Here is a 20,522-nt window from a genome sequence, read left to right on the forward strand (position 1 = left end):
GTGCATTTATCAATGGTTGTTCGCGGGAGTTCCGGCCGGTAACGTCTCGCATGGCGACTAGCCGAGCCTTCGTGAAAGGGTCGACGCGTCATGACGGTTGCTGGCTTCACGCGATATCCGCCCTTCATCGACGACCTCGCCCGAAGCGAATCGGGACGGCTGCTGCACGCCGAACTCGGCCGCCGCTGGCCGGAGACCACCGACCAGCTCACCGCGACCGCCCGGTACGCGCTGCTGCCGGCCGGCAAGCTGCTCCGCCCGATGATGACGCTGCACGCCGCGGAGGCGGTGGGCGGATCCCCCCGCGACGTGCTCGCCGCCGCGCTCGGCACGGAATACCTGCACGTCGCGACGCTCGTGCACGACGACATCATCGACGCCGACACGCTGCGCCGCGGCCGCCCGGCGGTGCCGGTGGCGTTCGGCATCCCGGGCGCCATCGTCGCCGGCGACCACCTCATCTTCACCGCGTTCCGGGCCATCGTGGACGGCGGCGCCGCGGTCCCACCGGGGCACGTGGTCGCCGCGCTCACCGCGCTGGCCGAGGCGGGGCAGGACCTGTGCCGGGGCCAGTCGATCGAGGCGGGTCTGGTCGGCGACCTGGACGCGGGGGCGCGCTGGTACCCGGAGATGATCCGTCTCAAGACCGGGTCGCTGTTCCGTGCGGTGTGCCAGATCGGCGCGCTGCTCGGCGGCGCGGAACCGGCCGTGGCGTCCGCGCTCGCCCGCTACGGCGAGCACCTGGGCGTCGCCTTCCAGATCCGCGACGACCTGCTGTCCTACGTCGCCACCCCGGAGCAGACCGGGAAGCCGGCGACCAGCGACCTCAACAACGGCCGGCCGACCCTGCCGCTGCTGCTGGCCTACGACGCGGCCACCGACACCGACCGGGTCGAACTGATGGCGGTGCTGCACCGCCGTGGCGCGGGCCCCGGCGACGTCGAGTGGGTCACCGCGCTGCTGCGCGACCTCGACGCGGTCGGGGGAGCGCACCGGCGGATGGTCGAGCACGCCGAGCGCGCGCGGGCCGAGCTGGCCGTGCTCGCCCCCTCCGCGAGCGCGGACGTGCTGGCCGGCATCGCGCGCTGGTTGACGAGCGAGATGGCGTGAGTGCCGCCCGGACACTGCGGGCGCACCTGGAGACCTGGCGGCCCTACACCCTCTGGTACGTGGGGCTGGTCGGGCTCGGCGGCGCGGCGGTGGCCGCCGGCCCCCACCATCCGTGGCGGCTCCTGTCGGCCTGGGCCGCGCCGACCGCCGGCTGGCTCGGCGGCCACTACCTCGGTGACTGGTTCGACCGGGAACTGGACGCCGGCAGCAAGCCGCACCGGCCGATCCCGTCCGACCGGCTGCGGGCCCGCACGGCGGTGGCGTGCGGATGCGCCTGCTTCGCCGTGCTCGCCGTCCTGGCGGCGGCCGGCGGCTGGCGCACCACGGCGGTGGCGCTGCTGGCCGGTTTCGGCATCGTCGCCTACAGCCGCTGGCTCAAGGCCCGCGGGATCGCCGGCAACCTGGTCCGTGGCGCGCTCGGCGCGGTCGCGCTGCTCTACGGCGCGCTCGCCGTCGGGCTTGCGCCGGGCCCGTCGTCGGCGCTGCCGGTGCTGCTGGCGCTGACCGTCGCGTTCTGGGCGCACGACGCGATGTCCAACCTGGTCGGCGCGCTGCGCGACATCGACGGCGACCGCGCGGGCGGGTACGAGACGCTGCCGGTCCGCCGGGGCGTACCGTTCGCGGTCCGGACCGTCGTCGCGCTGCACGCCGTCACGATCGGCGCCGCCCTCACCGCCGGTCTGCTGGCCGACCCCGACGTGCGCGCCGCCTACCTGGTGACGTTGCTCGTGGTCGCGGTCGCGGGCGTCGCCGCGCTCGCGCCGCTCGTGACCCGGCGCGCCGGGATGCCGGTCGTGGTGGCGTTGCGCGCCCACTCCGTGCTGGTCGTCGAGCGGGTGGTGCTGGCCTCGGCCGTGGTCGGCCTCGGCCTCGGTGTCGCCGTGCAGCTCGCGCTCGTGCTGCCGATGGTCGCGCTGACCTGGTGGGCGCAGCGCGGGATGCGCGCCCGGCACGAACTCGGCCCGGCGACCGCGGGCCTGGCCCTGGCCACCCACCGTCGAGTGTCTCTGGAGGACGCGCCATGACCGCTGTGACCGCCGAGGCCGTCGCGAAGGCGCTCACCGCCGGCGCCGAGGCGCTGCTACGCCGTCGGCGCGCCGACGGCGTCTTCGGCGACGACCCGCCGGCCTCGGTGCTGGGCACCGCCGGCGCGGTGGCCGCGCTGCACGCCGCCGACCCGGCGGGCAGCGCGGACCTGGTCGACGCCGGCGTCGGATGGCTGCTCCGGCAGCAGCACGACGACGGCGGCTGGGGCGGCGTGGAAGGCGCCGAGAGCGAGGTCGTGCCCACCGCCGTCGCGGTCGCGGCGCTCGCGCTCAGCGCGCCCGCGACCGGCGCGGAGGCGGTCGCGGCCGGGCGGGCCCGGCTGGCCGCGATGGGCGGCGTGGACGCGGTCACCGACCGGGCCATCGCGCTGCTGTGCCGGCAACTCCTGACCATGGCCGGGCTGACCGCCGAGGCCGGCCCGCTGCGCCGGCTGCCCCTGGAGATCGTGCTGTTCGACCGGGTCCGCCGCCGGCGCCTGTCGTTCCGCACCACACCGTTCGTCGGTCTCGCCCTCATGCAGGCCGACCTGTTGCCCGCCGGCCGCCTGCGCCGCGCCACGCTGCGCCGGGCCCGGCCGGTGGCGGTGGGCCTGCTGCGCGCCGTCTACGACCACGAGGGACGCACCGGCGCGCTGAGCGAGGACCCGTGGCCCGCCGCCCTGGTGCTGCTCGGCCTGGCCCGCAGCGGGGAGGCGCCCGACATCGCCGAGGCGGTGGTGGGCTGGCTGCGGCGGGCGGTCCGCCCCGACGGGGCCTGGGACGCCGTGACGAACCTGGACCTGACCCGCTCCGGCTACGCGGTGACCGGCCTGGCCGCGGCCGGGTACGCCGCCGACCCGCGGCTGCGCGCCACCCGGGACTTCTTCCACGCCACCCAGAAACCGGCCGCGTTCGAGGTGCTGGACGTGCCGCCGGGCGGCTGGAGCTACTCGAACGTGGGCGGCTGGCCGGTGACGCTGGAGTCGGCCGAGATCCTGTCGGCGCTCGCCGGCTACCCCGACGCGGACGCGGACCCGGTCCTGCGTACCGGCCTGGAGTGGCTGGTCGGCCGGCAGGACAGCCGCGGCTCGTGGAGCCTGTGGGTACGCGACACGCAGCTCGCCAACGACGGCCCGTGCCCGGCCATCACCAGCCAGGCGATCCTCGCCCTGCACGACGCCGGCCACCCCGACGACCACCCGGCGATCGCACGGGCGGTGGCCTGGCTGCTGACCCGGGCCGCGCCCGACGGCAGGTTCGAGAACCTCTGGTACCGCGACCACACCTCCGGCACGGCCGTGGTGGTGGCGGCGCTGTCCCGGGTCGGTCACGCCCGACACGACGTGGTCCGCCGGGCGGCTCGCTGGCTGCGCGACACCCAACTGCCGGACGGCTCGTGGGGGCCGGGCGACGGCACCGCCGGCACGGTCGAGGAGACCGCCTGGGCCGTCCAGGGCCTGCTCGCCACCGGCGGTCCGGAGCATCGCCACGCGGTCGACCGGGGCGTCGCCCGGCTGGTGGCGGCCGCCGGACCGGACGGCGGATGGCCGGCGGCCCGGGTGTGCAACTACATCCGCCACCACATGCGCTACCCCAACGCGGTGATCACCCAGGCGCTCGCGCTGCGCGCGCTCGGTGAGCACCGCAGGGCCGCCCAGGCCCGATCGGACGTCACCCCCGGGACGGTGGCCCGATGAGCGCCGACGTGGTGGTGGTGGGCGCCGGCGCCGGCGGTCTGGCGAGCGCCCGCGCGCTCGGCGCGCTCGGGCTGCGGGTGCTCGTGCTCGACCGGCAGCGCACCCCCGCGTCGATCGCCAAGGGCGAGATCCTGCAACCCGAGACGGTCCGCATCCTCGACGCCTGGGGTGCGCTCGACGCGCTGCGGGCCACCGGCGCGCGCCCGGTCGGGCGGCTGGCCATCCGGGACCCGTACGGCGGGCCGTTGCTCTGCCTGGACTACGCCGGCCTGCCCGGGGCGTACCGGGAGATCCTCTGCGCCGACTACGGCGACCTGCGCGGCGTGCTCGCCGACGGGCTGCCCGCAACCGTCGACCTGCGCTGGGGGCGGCGGGTGACCGGCCTGCTGCGCGACGCCGGCGGGCGGGTCCGCGGCGTCCGGGTCACCGGCGACGGCGGTGACCAGGACGTGCCGGCGGCGCTGGTGGTGGCCGCCGACGGGATGTCCTCGCCGGTGCGCCGGGCGGCCGGCGTCACGGTCGAGCGCCGCGAGTACCCGCACGGCCTGGTCGCGTTCGACGTGGCCGGCGCCGAGGTGGCCGACGAGGTGACCGCCTACCGGACCGGTCGTGGCCTGTGTCTGGTCTACCCGCTGCCGGGCGGCCGGTGCCGCCTCTACGTGCAGGTGACGCCGGGCGAGTTCCGGGGCGGCGCCGACCTGGGCCGCTGGTGCGACCGACTGGTCGCCGACGTGCCGGCTCTCCGGCCGCTGGCGTCGGCGATCCGGGCCAGCCTGCACCGCCGCCAACTCCTCGCGGTCTACCGGCTGCGCACCGCCCGCCTCACCGTGCCCGGCCTCGCGCTGGTCGGCGAGGCCGCCCACGCGGTGCACCCGATGGCGGCGCAGGGCGTCAACAGCTCCCTCGGTGACGCCGAGACGCTCGCCGCCACGCTCGCCGCCGAGGGCGGCACACCGGAGCCCGGGGCGGTGGACCGGGCGCTGCGGGCGTTCGAGGCCGCCCGCCGGCCCCGGCTCGACCACGTCGCCACCGTCAGCCACAACGCCTCCCGCATGATCACCAGCGTCTCCGGCCTGCCGAAACTGCTCGGCGGGCGGATGATGCGCCGCACCGCCGCCAACCCCCGGCTGCTCGGGCTGACCGCCGGCAACCTCTCCGGTACGGACGTCCGGCCGCTCTCCCTGGTCGACCGGCTGCACCAGCTCGGGCTGCTCGCCGACCGGCACGCCCACCCCGCCCTGTCAGAGAAGTGAGCCGCCATGACCCGTGCCACCGTTGTCGACCCGGCCGACCTGTCGATGAACGAGACGCCGTACCCGCCGCTGCCGGGCGTCCGACGCGTCGTCGCCGACGGGGCCGCCGCGCTCCAGCGGTATCCGGACCGCACCTCGTCGACGCTGGTGTCGGCGTTGTCCGCTCGGCTCGGGGTGGGGCCGGAGGCGATAGTGGTCGGCCCCGGCTCGGCCGGGCTGTGCCAGCACCTGGTGCAGTCGCTCGGGCCCCGCCCGGAGGTCGTGCACGCGGCGCTGTCGTTCGAGGGCTACCCGCTGATCGTGCGCAACGCGGGCGCCCGCGCGGTGCCGGTGCCGATGGACGGGTACGACCACGACCTGCCCGCGATGGCGGACGCGGTCACCGACCGGACCCGGTGCGTGCTGCTGTGCAGCCCGAACAACCCGACCGGGGCGGCGCTGCGCCGCGACCGGGTCGAGGCGTTCCTCGGCCGGATCCCGGCCGACGTGCCGGTCGTTCTGGACGAGGCGTACCGGGAGTTCGTCACCGACCCGGCGGCGCCGGACGGGATGGAGCTGTACCGGTCCTACGACAACGTCTGCGTGCTGCGCACCTTCTCCAAGGCGTACGGGCTGGCCGCGCTGCGGGTCGGCTACGCCGTGGTGCCGCCCCGGCTGGCCGCGGCGGCGGCGCTGACCGGCGCGGTGTTCTTCCCGAACGCGCTCGGCCAGGCGGCGGCCGTGGCGAGCCTCGCCCCGGACGTGACCGCGGAGCTGACCCACCGGTGCACGGAGCTGGTGGCGTCGCGGACCCGCCTCGTCGGCGCGCTGCGCGGTCTGGGTGTCACCGTGGCGCCCAGCGAGGCGAACTTCGTGTGGCTGCCGCTGGGGGAGCGGGCGGCGTCGTTCGCGGATCGGGCCCGCGCGGCGGGGATCCTGGTGATGGCGTTGCCCGGCGCGGGGGTGCGGATCACGGTCGGCTCCGACGAGGCGAACGACCGGCTCCTCGCGTTCGTCCGGTCGGCGCTCGCCGAAGGGCTCTGAACTTTTTCCCGGGATGTCGTCGCATCCGGGCCGGGTCGTTCGTGGAACGGTCGAGAGGCGGAGGCTTCCGCACGACGCACCGGGAGGCAGAGGCGTGGCAAAACTGATCTATGTGAACAACGTGTCGGTCGACGGCTACATCGAGGACGAGAAAGGGGTCTTCGCCTGGCTCCCGCTCGACGACGAGGTGTTCACGTTCACCACCGACCTCGTGCGCTCAGTGGGCACCTTCCTCTACGGGCGGCGCCTGTACGAGTCGATGGCGGTCTGGGAGACCGACCCCGCCCTGGCCGCGCAGTCCGCGCGGATGGCCGAGTTCGCGCGCGCGTGGCAGGCGGCGGACAAGGTCGTCTACTCCACCACCCTCAGCGCCACGTCGACGGCTCGCACCAGCCTGGAGCGCCGTTTCGACCCCGCCGCCGTGCGCCGGCTCAAGGCCACCGCCGACAGCGACCTCATGATCGGCGGCGCCGACCTGGCGGCGCAGGCCCTGCGGGCCGGGCTGGTCGACGAGTGCCAGCTGATCGTGTGGCCCGTCGCCGTCGGAGGTGGCAAGCCGGGGCTACCCACCGGCGTACGGACCGACTTCGCGCTCCTCGACGAGCGCCGGTTCGGCAACGGCGTCCTCCACCTCCGTTACCGCACCCTCGTCTCGGACGACTGACCAGTTGGCGTACGCCGGAAGGCGGTAGTGTCGCACCCCGTGCGGGAGTCGCCGTTCGGCCTGCGGTTGTGGCGTCTGCTGTCGCAGCGTCGGCCGACATTCGACACGTCGGTGGAGCGGATGCGGGTGGTCCTCGCCGGGGACGCCGGGGTGCCGAGCGGGGAACTCGCCGCGGTCATCGAGGACGGTGCGGTACCGGACCCCGACCTTGTCCGGAAACTGGCGCCGGTGCTCGGCATCCACACCGCTGACCTGTTCGTCGTCGCGGGACTGCCCGTACCGGACGATCTGGCCTCGGCCTGGCCGACGTCGCCGTGGGACGTCGGCGCGATCCTCCGACACGCCGTCGGGATGAGCGCGGACCAGCGCCGTCGACTGGCGGCGCTGGTCCGGTCGCTGCCTGCCCGGCCTCGCCGTGGGCCCGCGCCGAGCGACGACTGGCCGGACACGCCGGGAGCACTGCTGCTGCGCCTGCTGCGCAATCGCAACATCCGTCCGCACAACGCACGGATTCTCAAGGCGGTCGGCGACGGTCCGTACGTCTCCGACTCCACCCTCTTCGGGCTGGGCCGCGGCACGGTCGCCGTCACCCCACGGTACGTGGGCGCGTTCGCGCACCTGCTCGGCTATGCGCCCGGGGAAATGGTCGCGCTGACGGGGATCGGACCGGTCGTCGAGGATGCGCGGGTTCATCCGGCCAGCGCCGAGATCGCCGCACTGGCCTGGCAGGCCCGACGACTCGACGACGAGCAACTGAGCGCGGTGATGACCGCCGCGCAGGCCGCACGACACGACTGATCGCTTCTCGTCCGCCGGGCCAGGACGGTCGAAGAGCCCGCACGGCCCTCGGTCAGCGTCCGAGCCGCTGCCGGGCGAGGAACTTGGGCACGACCATGCGCCACGCCTCGGTCACCAGTTCGGTCATGTGGTCGTGGTCGAGCCGGGCGACGTGGCAGCACACCCAGTTGAAGCGCTGGTCCGAGACACCTGGCAGGAAGAACAGGTCGGGATCGCCGGCGATGAGCCCGTCGCGCTCCTCCTTCGGATATCCGAAGCCCATCGTCTCCTCGTCGCGGGAGAACGCGACGTAGACGATGGCGCCGACCCGGAACTTCACGCGGTCCCGGATCAGGTGTTCACTGCTGCGCGGCAGCGTCCGCGCCAACGCGCGGACGTCGGCGACGGTCACCATGGTCCGACCGTACGCATGAACCCGACGTCCGGGTCACCTGGCGGGCGGCAGGTTGGCGACGACGAGGTCGGCGGCTTCCTCCGCCGACTCGGCCAGGCCGATGAGCCGTTCGTATCCGGCGGAGATCACCTGGTAGGGCGGGCCGCCGCAGGAGATGAGTGGCAGGTCGTGCACGGGTGTGTCGGGCCAACTCCACGGGGTCCGGAAGAACCTCAGCGTGCCGTGCGTGGCGAAGGGGAAGAGCGTGCGCAGCGTGGGGTTCGCGTAGGCGGCCAGGAAGACCGGGTGATCCGACCACCACTGGTGCCTGACGTCCAAGAGCGCGCGCCAGGCGCCATCGGCCTCGGCCACCGGTTCCATATGCGCATCTTCGCACGTGCCGGTGAGTGACCGTACCCGCGCCATCGGCACGGGGTGCGTCAGACTGGGCCGATGACGATCTCCGCTGACGACGCCGGCCCGGCCCGGATCGTGACCGCCGTCCTTCGCGACGACGAACGGGTCCTGCTGGTGCACCGGAACGCCGGGCGTCGGTGGTATCCCGACGTGTGGGACCTGCCCGGTGGTCACGTCGACGCGGGGGAGACGCCGACGGAGAGTCTGGTCCGCGAGCTTCGGGAGGAGTTGGGCATCACGGCGTCGGAGCCGTCCGGTCCACCGATGCACCAGATCCGGGGCGAGACGTTCCACATGCGCATCTGGCTGGTAGACGACTGGACCGGAACACCCGTCAACGCCGCGCCGGACGAGCACGACGCGGTCGCGTGGTTCGAGGCGTCCGAGCTCGACCACCTGCGCTTCGCCCATGAGCCCCTTCTTCCGCTGCTGACCGCCGCGCTCGCCGGGCACGCCGCGACGTCGCGGCGCGGGACCGTACGCTGAGGTGGCGACGAGGGAGGCCGTGAGCGCGGCCCGATCGATCGCCGCGTCACTCGGTCTGGCGAGCCGGGACGCGACAGTCCTGCAGGCTTCGAACCGGGTCACGCTGCGTCTGCTGCCGTGTGACGTGCTGGCCCGGGTGTCACCGGCGGCGGACCACGCCGCCGCCCGGTTCGAGCTCCGGCTCGCGCAGCGGTTGGCCGCCGAGGGCAGCCCGGTGGCGGTGCTCGACCCCCGCGTGCCGCCACGCGTGCACGAGCACGAGGGCCACGCGGTCACGCTGTGGCGCTACTACGAGCCGTCGGCCCGGCCGGTCATACCGGCCGACTACGCGGCGACACTCGTACGGCTGCACGCCGGCATGCGCGCCCTGCGCCTGCCGACGCCGCACTGGACGGACCGGGTCGAGCAGGCACAGCGGTTGGTGGCCGACCGCGACCGCACGCCCGACCTTGTCGACGCGGACCGCGAGCTTCTCGACTCCACGCTGCGCGGGCTTCGCCACGCCGTCGCCGCGGGCGGGCACGCCGAGCAGATCCTGCACGGCGAGCCGCACCCGGGGAATCTGCTGCCGACGAGGTCCGGGCCGCTCTTCGTCGATCTGGAGACCTGCTGCCGGGGACCGGTCGAGTTCGACCTCGCGCACGCCCCCGAGGACGTGGCCGGGCACTATCCGGGCGTCGACCACGACCTGCTGGACGCCTGCCGCACACTCACGCTGGCGATGGCCACCACCTGGCGCTGGGACCGGCGCGACCGGCTCCCGGACGGGCGCCGGCTGGCCGCCGAGTGGCTCAGCCAGATCCGGAGCCGTGTCTGACGGCATGGTGCTCATGGTGGTTCGGACGACCGCCGAGCACCGCCGGCCGTCTCTCCGGCATCCATCTCGTCGACCAAGCTCTGGCGCGACGTCCGCCGCGCTCAGAGGCAGGTCAGGTGTCGTGGTCGCGAGCTTCCGGTGCGTCGGCCTGGCGGCGGAGCGCTGCCGCACGGTCGTCCCGGTCGGGTCCGTGCATGGACACGCTGTCGGCCGCCTCCCGCAGCAGCGCCGGCCGGTTCGGCCGCTGCGAAAGCACAAGCCGGTAGGCGAGATTGCGACCCATACCGGCAGAGATCCGTCGACCGGGTTCGGCTGAGGTCGATGCCCGTGGCGGTCGCCGCCGTCATCCGGTCAGGTGACCGGTGGCCCGCAGCAGCGCCCGGGTGAACCGGTTGAGGCCGACGCCGGGGAGCTGCGCCGGGGTGAACCAGCCCAGCTCACTGATCTCGTCAAGGTCCGCGGCCGGTGTCCCGTCCGCGATGCCCGCCTGATAGACGGCGGTGACGTAGGCGACCCGGTCGCCGTTCGGGTAGGTCACCTCGTAGTCCGCGCCGCCGAGCACGTCCAGCAGCCGCAGCTTGCCGATCCGGATGCCGATCTCCTCGCGGATCTCACGCACGGCGGCGTCGGCCGGGGATTCGCCGAGTTCGACCGCGCCGCCGGGCACCGCCCACCCGTCCCGGTGCCCGGCGTGGCGCACCAGTAGGAGCCGTGCGTGATCGTCGACGATGACGACCGACACCGACGGCATCTGGATCAGTTCGTGGCCGATCACGGCCCGCAGCCGGGCGAGATGCGAGGACATGCCCATCGGGCAGCGGACTCCGGTCGTCATTGGTCAGCTGGACAGGACGCGCTCGACGAGGTCCGGACAGGGGGACTTCCAGTTCACTGCCGGGGCCCTTACGCATGAGGTCCAGGGTTGAGCTTGCGGGCAGCCCTGATGATACCGGGGCGGGTGAGCGCGTCGTGGGCGGACCGGATCGACGTGAAGCGCAATCCCAAGATCCCCGGGCGAACCCGGTAGCCCGGCTCGAACGTGTCCATCAGCGTCAGCCCGAGGCGGGCGAGAAGGCGTGACCGTGCGATCGTCCGGTCGATGTTTCAGGCGGATCGTTGATCCGAGCGCGGGAGCGCTCCCGTAAATCCCTCCGTACGGATGTCAGTGCACCCGGCGAGAGGTGGCGGTTCCGATGCGCAGTTCGAGGTCTGGCAGTTCACGCACGTCAGAGCGTCGTTGGCGGCTCGGCGCCGTCGCCGGGGTCGCGGTTCTCCTCGTCGGTGTCGGATTGGGCATCGCCTCCGCCGGTGAGTCGGCGCCCACCGTCAGTTGCCCGAAGGTCACGGTCGGGGTGAACATCCCGGCGCAACAGCAGGCCGAGGTGCGGCGCGACCTCGAACTGCTCGACACCCAGATCGCCGAGGCCGACAAGCGGCTACGGGACTCCGTCGGTCAGGGTGGTCCCGACTTCGCCCAGAACGCGGTCCTCGGCCCGCTGCGGGACAAGCGATTCGCCACCATCAACCGGATCGAGACGGCGATCGGCCGCAACGCCGCGAAGCCCGACCTGGACGCCGAGGGCCTGTCGGCCTGCGCGCTGAGCGACGGCACCGAGGCGGCCCCGGTCGCGAAGCCCACCGACGCCCCGACGACCGCCGCGGCGGCCGAGCCGGCACCCACGGAATCCGCTGCCGCGCCGGCCGGTACGCCCGTGTCGGTCAACGGTCAGCTCAGCGTGTGCGGCGTGCAGTTGTGCAACCAGGCTGGCGAGGCGATCCAACTGCGTGGCATGAGTAGTCACGGCCTGCAGTTCTTCCCGAACTGTGTGAACGCCGACTCGCTCGCGGCGCTGCGCAACGATTGGAAGGCCGACTTCATCCGGCTGTCGATGTACGTGCAGGAGGGCGGCCTGGAGACCGACCCGGTCGGCTTCACCGCCAAGGTGAACGGCCTCGTCGACGAGGCCACCCGGCTCGGGCTCTACGTTCTGGTCGACTTCCACATCCTCACCCCGGGTGACCCCAACGTGAACCTGGGCCTGGCCAAGACGTTCTTCGCGGACGTCTCGGCCCGGCACGCGGCGAACAACAACGTGATCTACGAGGTCGCGAACGAGCCGAACGGTGTGAGCTGGGACGGCATCAAGACGTACGCCGAGCAGGTCATCCCGGTGATCCGGAAGAACTCGCCGGACAGCGTCGTGCTGGTCGGCACCCGCGGCTTCTCGTCGCTGGGTCTCAGCGAGGGCAGCGACGAGACCGAGGTCGTCAACGATCCGGTCGACGCCGAGAATGTCATGTACACGTTCCACTTCTACGCGGCCTCGCACGGCGCCGACCGACGCGCGGTGGTGGCTCGGGCGGCCAAGAGCCTGCCGCTGTTCGTCAGCGAGTTCGGCACGCAGACCTTCACCGGCGACGGCACCAACGACTTCGCCAGCACCACCGCCTGGCTGGACCTGCTCAAGGGCAACAAGATCTCGTACGGGATGTGGAGCTTCTCGGACGGCCGGGAGACCAACTCGGCGTTCCATCAGGGCACCTGCGCCGGTGGGAACTTCACCGGCAACGGCGTGCTGACCGAGGCGGGCCGGTACCTCCGCAGCCGGATCCTCACCGGCGTCGGCAACCCGAACGGTTGAGCGCCCGACGCGCAAGTCATGCTGCAACCTGAAGCACATCCCGCATCCGTCCAGGAGGACCTGTGCGTAAGCCGGTCAAGACCGCCGCCGTCCTGGTCGGGCTCGGTGTAGGCGTCGCGGTCGGTCCGTCCCTCGGGCCGGCCGCGGTCTACGCCGGCATCGCGCTCGCCACGCTCGGTGTCGCGCTCTCGCTGGTCGGCACGAGCGAATCCGATCTCGTCGGGGACGGCACGGGCGACGTGGACTCGGTGTCGGTGGTCGACCGGAGCGACTCAGGAGCCACGGAACGACGGCGGACCCGGCAGCGGCCCACCCTCAGTGGCCTGGGCCCCCGGGTGGAGCAGATCCTCCGCCTCGCCGAGGCGCAGGCCGACGACGTGATGACCGCCGCCCATCATCATCGGGTGGATGCCCGCCGAAAGATCGTCCTGGTTGATGACCTCCGCTCGTTCGTGGATGGCCGTCATGCCGAGGTGGCCCGCACCAGTTCCACCGGAGTTGAACTGCTCGATCGTTACCGGGACCGGCGCCTGGACGAGCTGTGGCTGGACCACGACCTAGGCGGGGGCGACACGATCTGGCCGGTCGTGGAGGTCCTGGAGCGCGCTGCCTTCGACGGGCGCCCCTTTGACGTCAGCGTCATCAACATTCACTCCGCCAACCCGGCCGGCGCCGCAAAGATGGCCCAGGTCCTCGGACACCGGGGCTATCGCGTCCGCGTCACCTCGGGCTCCACGGAGGTCGGCTATCTCGACAGCCCCGCGTAAGCTGACCGGCACGATCGCGCCGCCCAACGGCTGTCACACCTCGGACGGCGCCAGATGGGCGCATGCGGGATCGCTCGTGCACGCCATCTTCGGATGGCTGAGCCGGCCGGGCCGCGGCAAGCTCAGGGCCGATCATCAGAATGCCGGACGCGTGGCTCGCCACGAACACCCCGCAATCCACGAACGGCGAGGAGAAGACGATCGACAACTCAGACACGATCACCCTGTGGCGGCCGTCCGGGCAGGCCGAGCTTGACCTCGTGGCGGCGTCGGGGTGGCGGGCTTGGCCACCACGCCTGGCGGACCAGCCGATCTTCTACCCCGTTCTCAGCCGCTGGTACGCCACGAAGATCGCCCGCGAGTGGAACGTCCCTGCCGAGGGCGTCGGCCACGTGACCCGGTTCGACGTCGAGCGGTCGTACCTGGACCGCTACGAGGTTCACCAGGCTGGTGGCCGCGACGTGTTGGAGTACTGGATTCCCGCCGAGGAGCTGACCGACCTCAACGCCCACATCGTCGGCACCATTATTGAGGAAGCCGAGTACCGCGGCCCAGTGAACGACCAGGAGTTCGCAGACGCCGAAACGGCCTTGGGCCGGCCTCTGCCGGCCGCTTGGCGAAGCTACCTGCATGGTGAGTCGTGGTTCCGGCGAGGCTGGATGTCCAGCGGAGCCTACGTCTGGCTCAACTCGCCACGCGAGATGATCGCGCTACATGACGCATGGGACCAAGCCACCGAAGAGCATCCCGGCGTCGCGATCATCGGTGGTGACGGCTCACGTGAACAGCTTGTGCTGGACCTGCGCAGCGACCCTGCACCGGTGCTACTGGTCGATATCGCCAGCAGCGGCTGGGAAGACGCGATTCGGCAAGCCGACGATGTCAGACAGCTCATCGACCGTATCGAGGCAGGCGTATTCGAGTTCCACCGCGAGGATTAGCAAACGCCGGCAGAGATGAGCGTCGCGCAGCTCGCGGCAGATCAGTGCGTTGACTCGTGCTGAGGCGCGCCAGCGGTCGTGGCGGTCGATGAATCGACCACACATCGCGGACCGAGGGCGGATTGCTGCGGGCTCGTAGAGCTGTGTGAACAGCGACATCTCTATGATGCCGGGGGGCAACGATCCCCGCCCGTACGGCTCAAGTGGCGGTTTCGCCGGTGCTGGGGCGCCAAGGCCGGTTCGGTGATCGCGGGAGTGCTGAGCGGTGGGAACCCGGAGCACGGCGAGGTCGGCCAGCTGGTCGGCGGCACCCTGCACGTCGGCGACCGCGCAGTGCGGCTGGGACTGTGGGAGGGCGAGATCATCTCGTACGCTGCCGGGCGTGGGTGACTTCCTCAAGACGACGCTGGCCCGGGTGCCGGACGGATTCGGCCTGCCGGAGCCGCTGCGCCTGCTCTTCGCCTGGGTCGACGAGCAGGGTTTCGTGGTGAAAGGGCATGACGGGGATCTGTACGGCTCGTTGAGCGACAACGGCTGGGTGGGCACCTCGATCGAGTTGCGTGGCTACACCGCCGAGCAGACCCTGTCGTACGCACGGTCCTGGTTCGACGAGTCGGTCCCGGATGCGGCCGCACGGTTGTGGCCGTTCGCGCAGACCGGTGGTGAGGGTTCGATGGCCGCGCTGTGGCGCGACGGCCGGGGACAGGTGAGGATCGTTCATCTCGGTTCGGGCAGCGGTTCGATGATGACGTGTGTGCTCGCCGACGATGCGGTCGACTTTCTGCGGCTGCTGGCGATCGGTTACCGGGAGATCTGCTGGAACGAGGAGTTCAGCGCGCCGCCCGAGCCGTGGGACGCCGACCACGAGATCGTCAATGCGCCCTACCGGGACTGGCTGCAACGCACCTTCGGTGCCACCGCCCCGGCGACCGGGCTGGAGATCGTGGCGGAGCCCGCCGAGATGGGCGACGACGACACCACAGACCCGTTTTGTCGCTGGGTCGACAATAAGGAAGTCTGATCCCGTCACCGGGTCAGGACGCCATGGCGATCTCCGGCTACGAAAATCTTGCCGGAGCCAACTTCATGCAGAGGCAGATACGCCAGATGTGCAGAGGTTCCGCCGACCAGGCTCTGGGGGACGGCACGACGGCGCGCCGGCTGAGCTGGAGCGAGTCGAAGTCGCACGGCCTCGGGCCGACGATGGGCACACCGTTGCCTGAATCCGCCTTGAACTCGTTCGATATCGCTACGCTGCTGGCCGAGCATCCCACCAGCAAGGTTATTTACTTCGACGCCGTGGTCACTGCGCGGCTGGTCAAGGGCAGAACAAGCGATGCGCTCCGACTCGCCATGAGCGACGGGGACCGACACAAGCTGCTTTGGCTTCGCCGGGACCCGGCACTGACCTGCAGAAGCGCGATGGTGGCGGAGCCGTTCGGCGCGCGTTGTCGGCGGCCTGTTCGCGCACCTTGGGCGGCTCTACGGTGCCGGCTCCACAAACGTGTCGTCGAACGGCAGTTGATCGGCGCCGAGATCGGTTCGGATGCTGCACCGGTACCTGAGTAGGTCGATCCGGTCCGCGTCGTTGAGGTCCCGGTCGGGCTGTCTCGACGGGTCGGCGTCGACGTTGTAGTACAGGTTGCCCTCGGTGATGTAGTCGCGACGAAAGTCCGTACTCCATTGGGAGTTGTGACCCCACCCGTGGGATGGATCCACCACTCTGCGGTTACACCGCCACCAGGCCCAGTACAGCGCCGAGCGGGCCGCCACGTCGGCGTCGAGGTGATGAGCGCCGGCGCGGATCGCCACGCCTGCTCGGGCCACCAACATGCTGCCGACGATCGCGCCCGGCCAGAACTCGCCGATGACGCTTGGCGGCTCGTCGGCGTCGTCGCTGACCTGCACCGAAACGATCTCGTGGAAGAACGGATGGAACGACGACTCGGCCAGCGGTGCCGCCCTGATCGCCGCGCGAAACGTCGGCCATGCCGACGTCCCCGGAATGGTGCCTCGCCACCACGGCTTGCCGCTGGTCCAGTCCAGCAACTGCGGATCGGAGTTGCCCGGTTGAAAGGCCGACAGCAGCACATCGACGATGCGACTGAACGCGTACATCCCCTCCAGGGCCGTGTAGTGGTTGCCCTCGCGCGGAACACGCACCCGACGGCTGTCCGGACGGCCCAGCTCGTGCAACTCGGCTACGAGGTGAGGACGCCTATCGAGCCAAGGCTGTAACACCTCGCCACCCCAGCCCGCAGCCGGACCATCCCGCAGCTCGACGAACAAGTCTTGGAACTCCCACAACGTCGACGGCACGCCGCGCACGGTAAGCCACCCGCACCGCGGCCACAACCGCCTTCTGACAAGACGTGGCCGGCATCGCAGGGCCGGTACGCGTACGACTGCGACGGCGCAGCCCTCTTGATCACATGCGCTGTCATCGGCAGACCCGGATGTTGGTGGACGTGGTGCTCGACCGGGCGTCTCCGCGGCGGTCGCAAGTCTCGTGCGGATGCCCTGTCACGATCGCGACCAGGCACAGGTAGCGCCGCTCGGCGTCGTAGTCGGCGACCACCACGGTTCCGGCCCGGCCCGGGCCGTCGTCGAGCCAGTCCAGCAGCGCCCACCACACGCCCGTTGACGGTTGCCCCGGCGGTGCCACCGTCACCGGGCTTCCGGTGGAGGCGACGACCGCGGTCGCGACCCTGGCGAGGCCCGCGCCCAGCACCACCGCCACGTCCGGCTGCCCCGCGCCCAGCCCGCGCAGCTCGGCCGCCGCCAGCCCGGCCACGTCGTCCGGCCCGACGCCCGCGTGCTGCCGCAGCGCGGTCACCCGCGCGCCGCCGTCGGCCGGGCCGCCGCCGAGCAGCAGGGCCACCGCCCGGTGCCGCTGCGGCACGGCAACCCCCGGGTCGTACGGCAGGACGGCCTGCTCCACGACGAGCAGCAGGGCCCGGCGGTACGCCGAGGCGGCGGCGATGCGTAACCCGGTGAAGGCCGCCGCCGAGCCCTGGTCGCAGAGCGCGAACGACATCGGTGTGCCGGGGCAGACGTGGCTGAGGTAGGTGGCGGTGGCCCGCCCGGGCAGCGCGTCATGCACGGCGAACGCCAGCATCAGCAGGTCCACCGGCTCGTCGTCGGGCACGAGCGTCCGGATCAGCTCGGCGGCCATCTCGCCGTAGGACTGGCCCTGCGCCGCCGGGTCGACCCGTAGGCCGTAGGGGCGGGTCAGGTCGGTCAGGTACTCGCCGGCGCGCGACCGCAGCACCGGGTCGTCGAGCAGCTCGGCCGGGCCGGTGAACTCCCGGCGCGCGGCCCGGATGAGGTGCAGCAGGATGCCTCCCCGGTCAGTGCTCGAACACCATGGCGGCGAACGTCGCCCCGTCGCCGGCGCCCACCGCCGCGACCAGGTAGCGGTCGCCCGGGCGCAGCAGATCGCGCTCACGGGCGGTGCGGTAGTTGACGAACGCGTCGGCGCAGAACACGTGGCCCGTGCCGGTGACGTTGTCCAGCAGCACCCTGTCGAGCGGGAGCCCGATCAGCTTGCCCAGCCGCTTCCAGGTCAACAGGTTGACGTTGTGCGGCAGCACCAGCCGCAGGTCCGCCAGCTCGGTTTCGGCATCCTTCAGGGCCCGGTCGATGACCTCGGCCAGCGCCGGGCGGTACTCGCGCTGGAACCGGGCCGGGGAGGCGCCGCCGGCCACGTCGAACTCGCCGCGCTGCGCGTACGCGTAGGAGAGCAGCCGGTCCCGGCCGCCGTGCGCGCTGACCAGGCAGGCCGACGCGCCCTCGCTGAACACCGAGGTCTCCGGGATGAACTGGGCGTCGCGGGTGAACGCCTTCTCCCCGGTGAGCACCAGGGCGAGCGGGTCGCCGTCCGGACCGGGCGGCTCGGCGGCCAGCAGCTTGCCGGCCACGTCGATCGCGGCCAGCGCGCCCGCGCAGGACTGCTGGGTCAGCGTGAACGCCAGCGCGTGGCCCAGCCCGAGCGCCCGGCACACGTCGTGCAGCGGATTGGCCGGGTACGGCGCCACCACCGGGAACGCGCGGGCGTACAGCACGAACCGCACCCGGCGTTCCGCGCCGCGCAGCGCGGTCAGGCCGTTCGCGGCGCGCCGCAGCAGGTCGGGCAGGGGCAGGTCGGGGGCGCGGCGGACCTCGGTCAGGCCGTGGAAGCGGCGGAACAGCCGAATCTGCATCTCGGTCAGGCGCAGCGGCGCGGCCAGCGTCTCGATCGGCACCCGGCGGCTCGGCAGGAACACCGAGACGGCGTCGAGCGCCGTCATCCGCACACCGTCACGCACGGATCACACCAATGACACCGGTGGATGTCAACGCGCGTGGCATCATATCGACGTGGCTCGGTTCCTCTTCGTGGTGCTGCCGGTGGTGTCGCACCTGTCCGCGCCACTCGCCGTCGGCCAGGCGTTGGAGGCCGCCGGGCACGAGGTGGCCTGGTGCGGGCCCCGCAGCGACCTGCGACCGCTGATCGGGCCGGACGCCACGCTCCACCCGACCGGCAAGCGCCACTACCGGCCGGACGCGGCGTCCGGGATGGACTCGGTGCGCAGCCTCTGGGCGGGGCACGTGCTGCCGGCCAACCGGTTCATCCGCGACGCTGCCGACCGGGCGGTCGCCGACTACCGGCCCGACGTGGTCGTCGCCGACCAGTACGCGCTGGCCGGCGCGTTGGCCGCGCACCGCCACGGCGTGCCGTGGGCGACGCTCTGCGTGGGCGTGCTGGAGCTGACCCCGCCGACCGACGAGATGCCCGAGTTCGACGACTACGTGCACGCGCAGCTGGCCCGGGTGTGGGCGATGACCGACCTGCCCGTCGACCCGGCGCTCGACCTGCGTTTCTCGCCGTACCTCGTGATCGGCCTGACCACGGCGGCGCTGACCGGCCCGGCGGCGCTGCCGGCGCGGTGCGTGCTCATCGGGCCGGCCCTGGGCCGGCGGCCGAACGCGCCCGGGTTCGCCTGGGACGCCTGGGACCCGGTCCGCCGGCACGTGCTGGTCACCGTCGGCACCATGGCCGAGCACCTGGCCCACGACTTCTACCGCCGGATCGTCGTCGCGACCGCGCCGCTCGCCGACCGGGTCCAGGTGATCCTCACCGCCCCGCCGGGCCTGGTGCCCGACCCGCCCGCGCACGTGCTCGTCGCGCCCCGGGTGCCGGTGCTGGAGCTGATGCCCCGGCTGGACGCGGTCGTGTCGCACGGCGGGCTGGGCACGGTCTCCGAGGCGCTGGCGCACGGCGTACCCGTGGTGGTGGCGCCGATCCGGCACGACCACCCGACCGTCGCGCGGCAGGTGACGCGGGCCGGGGCCGGCCGCACGGTCTCCTTCCGCACCGCCACCCCGGCGGAGCTGACCTCGGCGTTGGCAGCGGTCCTCGACGACCCGGCCTACGCCGCCGGCGCGCGCCGGGTCGCCGAGTCGTTCGCCGCGGCCGGCGGCGCCCGGGCCGCCGCCGCGCACCTCGCCGCGCTGGCCGCCAGTGCCCCGCTGTCCCACCAGGAGGCTCGATGATCGAGGCCACCGGCCTGCGCAAGTCGTTCCGGGTGGGCCGCGGTCGCGGCGCGAGCACGGTGGAGGCGGTACGCGGCGTCGACTTCGCGGTGCGGCGCGGCGAGATCGTCGGCTTCCTCGGCCCCAACGGCGCGGGCAAGTCCACCACCCTGAAGATGCTCGCCACGCTGCTGAGGCCCAGCGGTGGGGTGGCGACCATCGCGGGTGTCGACCTGTTGCGCTCGCCCGCCGAGGTGCGCCGGCGGATCGGCTTCGTGGCACAGGCCAGCGGCACCTACGACGACTCCACCGCCCGCCGGGACCTGGTCCTCCAGGCCCGCATGCACGGTCGGGCGAAGAGCGTGGCGCAGGAGCTGGCGGCGGCGGCGATCCGCGCGTTCCAGCTCGACGACTTCGCCGACCGGAAGATCCGGACGTACTCCGGCGGGCAGCGCCGGCGCCTCGACGTCGCGCTCGGCGTCATCCACTCGCCGCAGGTCATGTTCCTGGACGAGCCCACCGCCGGGCTCGACCCGCCCAGCCGGGCGCGGATGTGGCGGGAGGTCCGGCGGCTGCGTGACGAGGGCATGACGATCTTCCTGACCACGCACTACCTGGACGAGGCGGACAGCCTCTGCGACCGGGTCTCGATCATCGACGCCGGCCGGATCGTCGCGGAGGGCACCCCGTCGGACCTCAAGCGGGAGATCTCCGGCGACGTGGTCACCGTCGACCTCGCCGCGTCCGAACTGCTCGACGCGGCCGGCGGTGACCTGCCGGCCGCGACGAAGCTGCTGGCCGAGGCGCCCTACGTGCGCGCGGCGGAGCCGGTCGACGGCGCCCTGCGGCTCTACGTCGACGGTGCCGCCACCGCCATCCCGCAGATCATGCGGGCGCTCTACGACCGGGGCATCGAACCCGGCGCGATCGAGACCCGCCGGCCGAGCCTCGACGACGTGTTCCTGGCCAAGACCGGCCGCTCACTGGAGGAGTGA

22 protein-coding genes and 1 pseudogene are annotated in these 20,522 nt (G+C 72.6%); 17 read left to right on the forward strand and 6 right to left on the reverse strand.

What is annotated here, in order from left to right; genetic code table 11:
• Positions 1 to 90: 90 nt before the first annotated feature.
• The 7 genes from GA0070213_RS00080 to GA0070213_RS00110 all read left to right on the forward strand — a co-directional run bounded on the left by GA0070213_RS00080 (position 91) and on the right by GA0070213_RS00110 (position 7,570).
• Positions 91 to 1,110: a polyprenyl synthetase family protein gene (locus GA0070213_RS00080; RefSeq protein ID WP_091055233.1), complete on the forward strand. Its 1,020-nt coding sequence runs from the start codon at positions 91 to 93 to the stop codon at positions 1,108 to 1,110.
• Complete coding sequence (locus tag GA0070213_RS00085) at positions 1,107 to 2,135, forward strand: UbiA family prenyltransferase (protein WP_091055236.1); 1,029 nt, start codon at positions 1,107 to 1,109, stop codon at positions 2,133 to 2,135. Before GA0070213_RS00080 ends, GA0070213_RS00085 begins: the two co-directional genes overlap by 4 nt.
• Positions 2,132 to 3,832, forward strand: coding sequence for a prenyltransferase/squalene oxidase repeat-containing protein (locus GA0070213_RS00090; protein ID WP_091055239.1), 1,701 nt, complete (start codon positions 2,132 to 2,134; stop codon positions 3,830 to 3,832). The genes GA0070213_RS00085 and GA0070213_RS00090 overlap by 4 nt, the downstream gene beginning before the upstream one ends.
• On the forward strand, positions 3,829 to 5,085 hold the full coding sequence (locus GA0070213_RS00095; RefSeq protein WP_091055241.1) for an FAD-dependent oxidoreductase: 1,257 nt from the start codon (positions 3,829 to 3,831) through the stop codon (positions 5,083 to 5,085). Before GA0070213_RS00090 ends, GA0070213_RS00095 begins: the two co-directional genes overlap by 4 nt.
• 6 nt (positions 5,086 to 5,091) lie before the next feature.
• Positions 5,092 to 6,108, forward strand: coding sequence for a histidinol-phosphate transaminase (locus tag GA0070213_RS00100; protein WP_091055244.1), 1,017 nt, complete (start codon positions 5,092 to 5,094; stop codon positions 6,106 to 6,108).
• A 94-nt stretch (positions 6,109 to 6,202) separates the two neighbouring features.
• Positions 6,203 to 6,772 carry a dihydrofolate reductase family protein gene (locus GA0070213_RS00105; RefSeq protein ID WP_091055246.1) on the forward strand — a complete coding sequence of 190 codons (570 nt, stop codon included), beginning with the start codon at positions 6,203 to 6,205 and terminating at the stop codon, positions 6,770 to 6,772.
• Positions 6,773 to 6,811: 39 nt separating this feature from the next.
• The gene (locus tag GA0070213_RS00110; protein ID WP_139128593.1) at positions 6,812 to 7,570 is read left to right on the forward strand and encodes an XRE family transcriptional regulator; all 759 of its coding nucleotides are present in this window, start codon (positions 6,812 to 6,814) and stop codon (positions 7,568 to 7,570) included.
• Between the two features lie 52 nt (positions 7,571 to 7,622).
• Here the strand turns inward: GA0070213_RS00110 and GA0070213_RS00115 are convergent, their stop codons facing one another.
• Together GA0070213_RS00115 and GA0070213_RS00120 are read right to left on the reverse strand one after the other, a co-directional pair.
• Positions 7,623 to 7,964 (reverse strand): MmcQ/YjbR family DNA-binding protein, encoded by a 342-nt coding sequence (locus GA0070213_RS00115; protein ID WP_091055251.1) that lies wholly within the window; start codon positions 7,962 to 7,964, stop codon positions 7,623 to 7,625.
• Between the two features lie 33 nt (positions 7,965 to 7,997).
• On the reverse strand, positions 7,998 to 8,324 hold the full coding sequence (locus GA0070213_RS00120) for a DUF6193 family natural product biosynthesis protein (protein ID WP_091055254.1): 327 nt from the start codon (positions 8,322 to 8,324) through the stop codon (positions 7,998 to 8,000).
• A gap of 72 nt (positions 8,325 to 8,396) precedes the next feature.
• Between GA0070213_RS00120 and GA0070213_RS00125 the strand changes: the two genes are divergently transcribed.
• Both GA0070213_RS00125 and GA0070213_RS00130 read left to right on the forward strand, forming a co-directional pair.
• Positions 8,397 to 8,846, forward strand: coding sequence for an NUDIX domain-containing protein (locus GA0070213_RS00125; protein ID WP_091055257.1), 450 nt, complete (start codon positions 8,397 to 8,399; stop codon positions 8,844 to 8,846).
• 19 nt (positions 8,847 to 8,865) lie between these two features.
• Complete coding sequence (locus tag GA0070213_RS00130) at positions 8,866 to 9,663, forward strand: aminoglycoside phosphotransferase family protein (RefSeq protein WP_091055260.1); 798 nt, start codon at positions 8,866 to 8,868, stop codon at positions 9,661 to 9,663.
• A gap of 343 nt (positions 9,664 to 10,006) precedes the next feature.
• Here the strand turns inward: GA0070213_RS00130 and GA0070213_RS00135 are convergent, their stop codons facing one another.
• Entirely contained in the window at positions 10,007 to 10,468 is a 462-nt protein-coding gene (locus tag GA0070213_RS00135; protein ID WP_245716180.1) for an NUDIX domain-containing protein, read from the reverse strand.
• A 484-nt stretch (positions 10,469 to 10,952) separates the two neighbouring features.
• Here GA0070213_RS00135 and GA0070213_RS00140 point away from each other — a divergent pair, with 484 nt between their 5' ends.
• The 6 genes and pseudogenes from GA0070213_RS00140 (at position 10,953) to GA0070213_RS31350 (ending at position 15,582) form a co-directional block, all read left to right on the forward strand.
• Positions 10,953 to 12,305 carry a glycoside hydrolase family 5 protein gene (locus tag GA0070213_RS00140; protein WP_245716181.1) on the forward strand — a complete coding sequence of 451 codons (1,353 nt, stop codon included), beginning with the start codon at positions 10,953 to 10,955 and terminating at the stop codon, positions 12,303 to 12,305.
• 404 nt (positions 12,306 to 12,709) lie between these two features.
• Positions 12,710 to 13,072 (forward strand): cyclic-phosphate processing receiver domain-containing protein, encoded by a 363-nt coding sequence (locus GA0070213_RS00145; RefSeq protein ID WP_091056548.1) that lies wholly within the window; start codon positions 12,710 to 12,712, stop codon positions 13,070 to 13,072.
• A 200-nt stretch (positions 13,073 to 13,272) separates the two neighbouring features.
• A pseudogene (locus GA0070213_RS00150) lies at positions 13,273 to 13,620 on the forward strand (ADP-ribosylation/crystallin J1); the annotation flags it as partial.
• Positions 13,621 to 14,256: 636 nt separating this feature from the next.
• Positions 14,257 to 14,403: a hypothetical protein gene (locus GA0070213_RS31345; RefSeq protein ID WP_175441155.1), complete on the forward strand. Its 147-nt coding sequence runs from the start codon at positions 14,257 to 14,259 to the stop codon at positions 14,401 to 14,403.
• Between the two features lie 25 nt (positions 14,404 to 14,428).
• Positions 14,429 to 15,034, forward strand: a complete 606-nt coding sequence (locus tag GA0070213_RS00155; protein WP_245716182.1) for a hypothetical protein — start codon at positions 14,429 to 14,431, stop codon at positions 15,032 to 15,034.
• Between the two features lie 23 nt (positions 15,035 to 15,057).
• A complete protein-coding gene (locus GA0070213_RS31350) occupies positions 15,058 to 15,582 on the forward strand; it encodes a hypothetical protein (protein ID WP_175441156.1) in 525 nt (174 codons plus the stop codon).
• Here the strand turns inward: GA0070213_RS31350 and GA0070213_RS00160 are convergent.
• The 3 genes from GA0070213_RS00160 to GA0070213_RS00170 all read right to left on the reverse strand — a co-directional run bounded on the left by GA0070213_RS00160 (position 15,496) and on the right by GA0070213_RS00170 (position 18,320).
• Positions 15,496 to 16,332 carry a hypothetical protein gene (locus GA0070213_RS00160; protein WP_139128594.1) on the reverse strand — a complete coding sequence of 279 codons (837 nt, stop codon included), beginning with the start codon at positions 16,330 to 16,332 and terminating at the stop codon, positions 15,496 to 15,498. The genes GA0070213_RS31350 and GA0070213_RS00160 overlap by 87 nt on opposite strands.
• A gap of 121 nt (positions 16,333 to 16,453) precedes the next feature.
• Positions 16,454 to 17,461: a 2-hydroxy-acid oxidase gene (locus tag GA0070213_RS00165; RefSeq protein ID WP_245716183.1), complete on the reverse strand. Its 1,008-nt coding sequence runs from the start codon at positions 17,459 to 17,461 to the stop codon at positions 16,454 to 16,456.
• Positions 17,364 to 18,320: a 3-oxoacyl-[acyl-carrier-protein] synthase III C-terminal domain-containing protein gene (locus GA0070213_RS00170; RefSeq protein ID WP_245716184.1), complete on the reverse strand. Its 957-nt coding sequence runs from the start codon at positions 18,318 to 18,320 to the stop codon at positions 17,364 to 17,366. Before GA0070213_RS00170 ends, GA0070213_RS00165 begins: the two co-directional genes overlap by 98 nt.
• A 52-nt stretch (positions 18,321 to 18,372) precedes the next feature.
• Between GA0070213_RS00170 and GA0070213_RS00175 the strand changes: the two genes are divergently transcribed.
• Entirely contained in the window at positions 18,373 to 19,548 is a 1,176-nt protein-coding gene (locus tag GA0070213_RS00175; RefSeq protein ID WP_091055273.1) for a glycosyltransferase, read from the forward strand.
• Positions 19,545 to 20,522, forward strand: coding sequence for an ATP-binding cassette domain-containing protein (locus GA0070213_RS00180; RefSeq protein WP_091055275.1), 978 nt, complete (start codon positions 19,545 to 19,547; stop codon positions 20,520 to 20,522). Before GA0070213_RS00175 ends, GA0070213_RS00180 begins: the two co-directional genes overlap by 4 nt.

This window comes from Micromonospora humi (assembly GCF_900090105.1).
Classification (GTDB): Bacteria; Actinomycetota; Actinomycetes; order Mycobacteriales; family Micromonosporaceae; genus Micromonospora; species Micromonospora humi.

Coding starts and splice junctions, on each gene's coding strand:
- GA0070213_RS00100 (WP_091055244.1), top strand. CDS start 5,092: ATGACCCGTGCCACCGTTGTCGACCCGGCCGACCTGTCGATGAACGAG.
- GA0070213_RS00135 (WP_245716180.1), bottom strand. CDS start 10,468: ATGTCCTCGCATCTCGCCCGGCTGCGGGCCGTGATCGGCCACGAACTG.
- GA0070213_RS00095 (WP_091055241.1), top strand. CDS start 3,829: ATGAGCGCCGACGTGGTGGTGGTGGGCGCCGGCGCCGGCGGTCTGGCG.
- GA0070213_RS00120 (WP_091055254.1), bottom strand. CDS start 8,324: ATGGAACCGGTGGCCGAGGCCGATGGCGCCTGGCGCGCGCTCTTGGAC.
- GA0070213_RS00080 (WP_091055233.1), top strand. CDS start 91: ATGACGGTTGCTGGCTTCACGCGATATCCGCCCTTCATCGACGACCTC.
- GA0070213_RS00115 (WP_091055251.1), bottom strand. CDS start 7,964: ATGGTGACCGTCGCCGACGTCCGCGCGTTGGCGCGGACGCTGCCGCGC.
- GA0070213_RS00090 (WP_091055239.1), top strand. CDS start 2,132: ATGACCGCTGTGACCGCCGAGGCCGTCGCGAAGGCGCTCACCGCCGGC.
- GA0070213_RS00180 (WP_091055275.1), top strand. CDS start 19,545: ATGATCGAGGCCACCGGCCTGCGCAAGTCGTTCCGGGTGGGCCGCGGT.
- GA0070213_RS00125 (WP_091055257.1), top strand. CDS start 8,397: ATGACGATCTCCGCTGACGACGCCGGCCCGGCCCGGATCGTGACCGCC.
- GA0070213_RS31350 (WP_175441156.1), top strand. CDS start 15,058: ATGGCGATCTCCGGCTACGAAAATCTTGCCGGAGCCAACTTCATGCAG.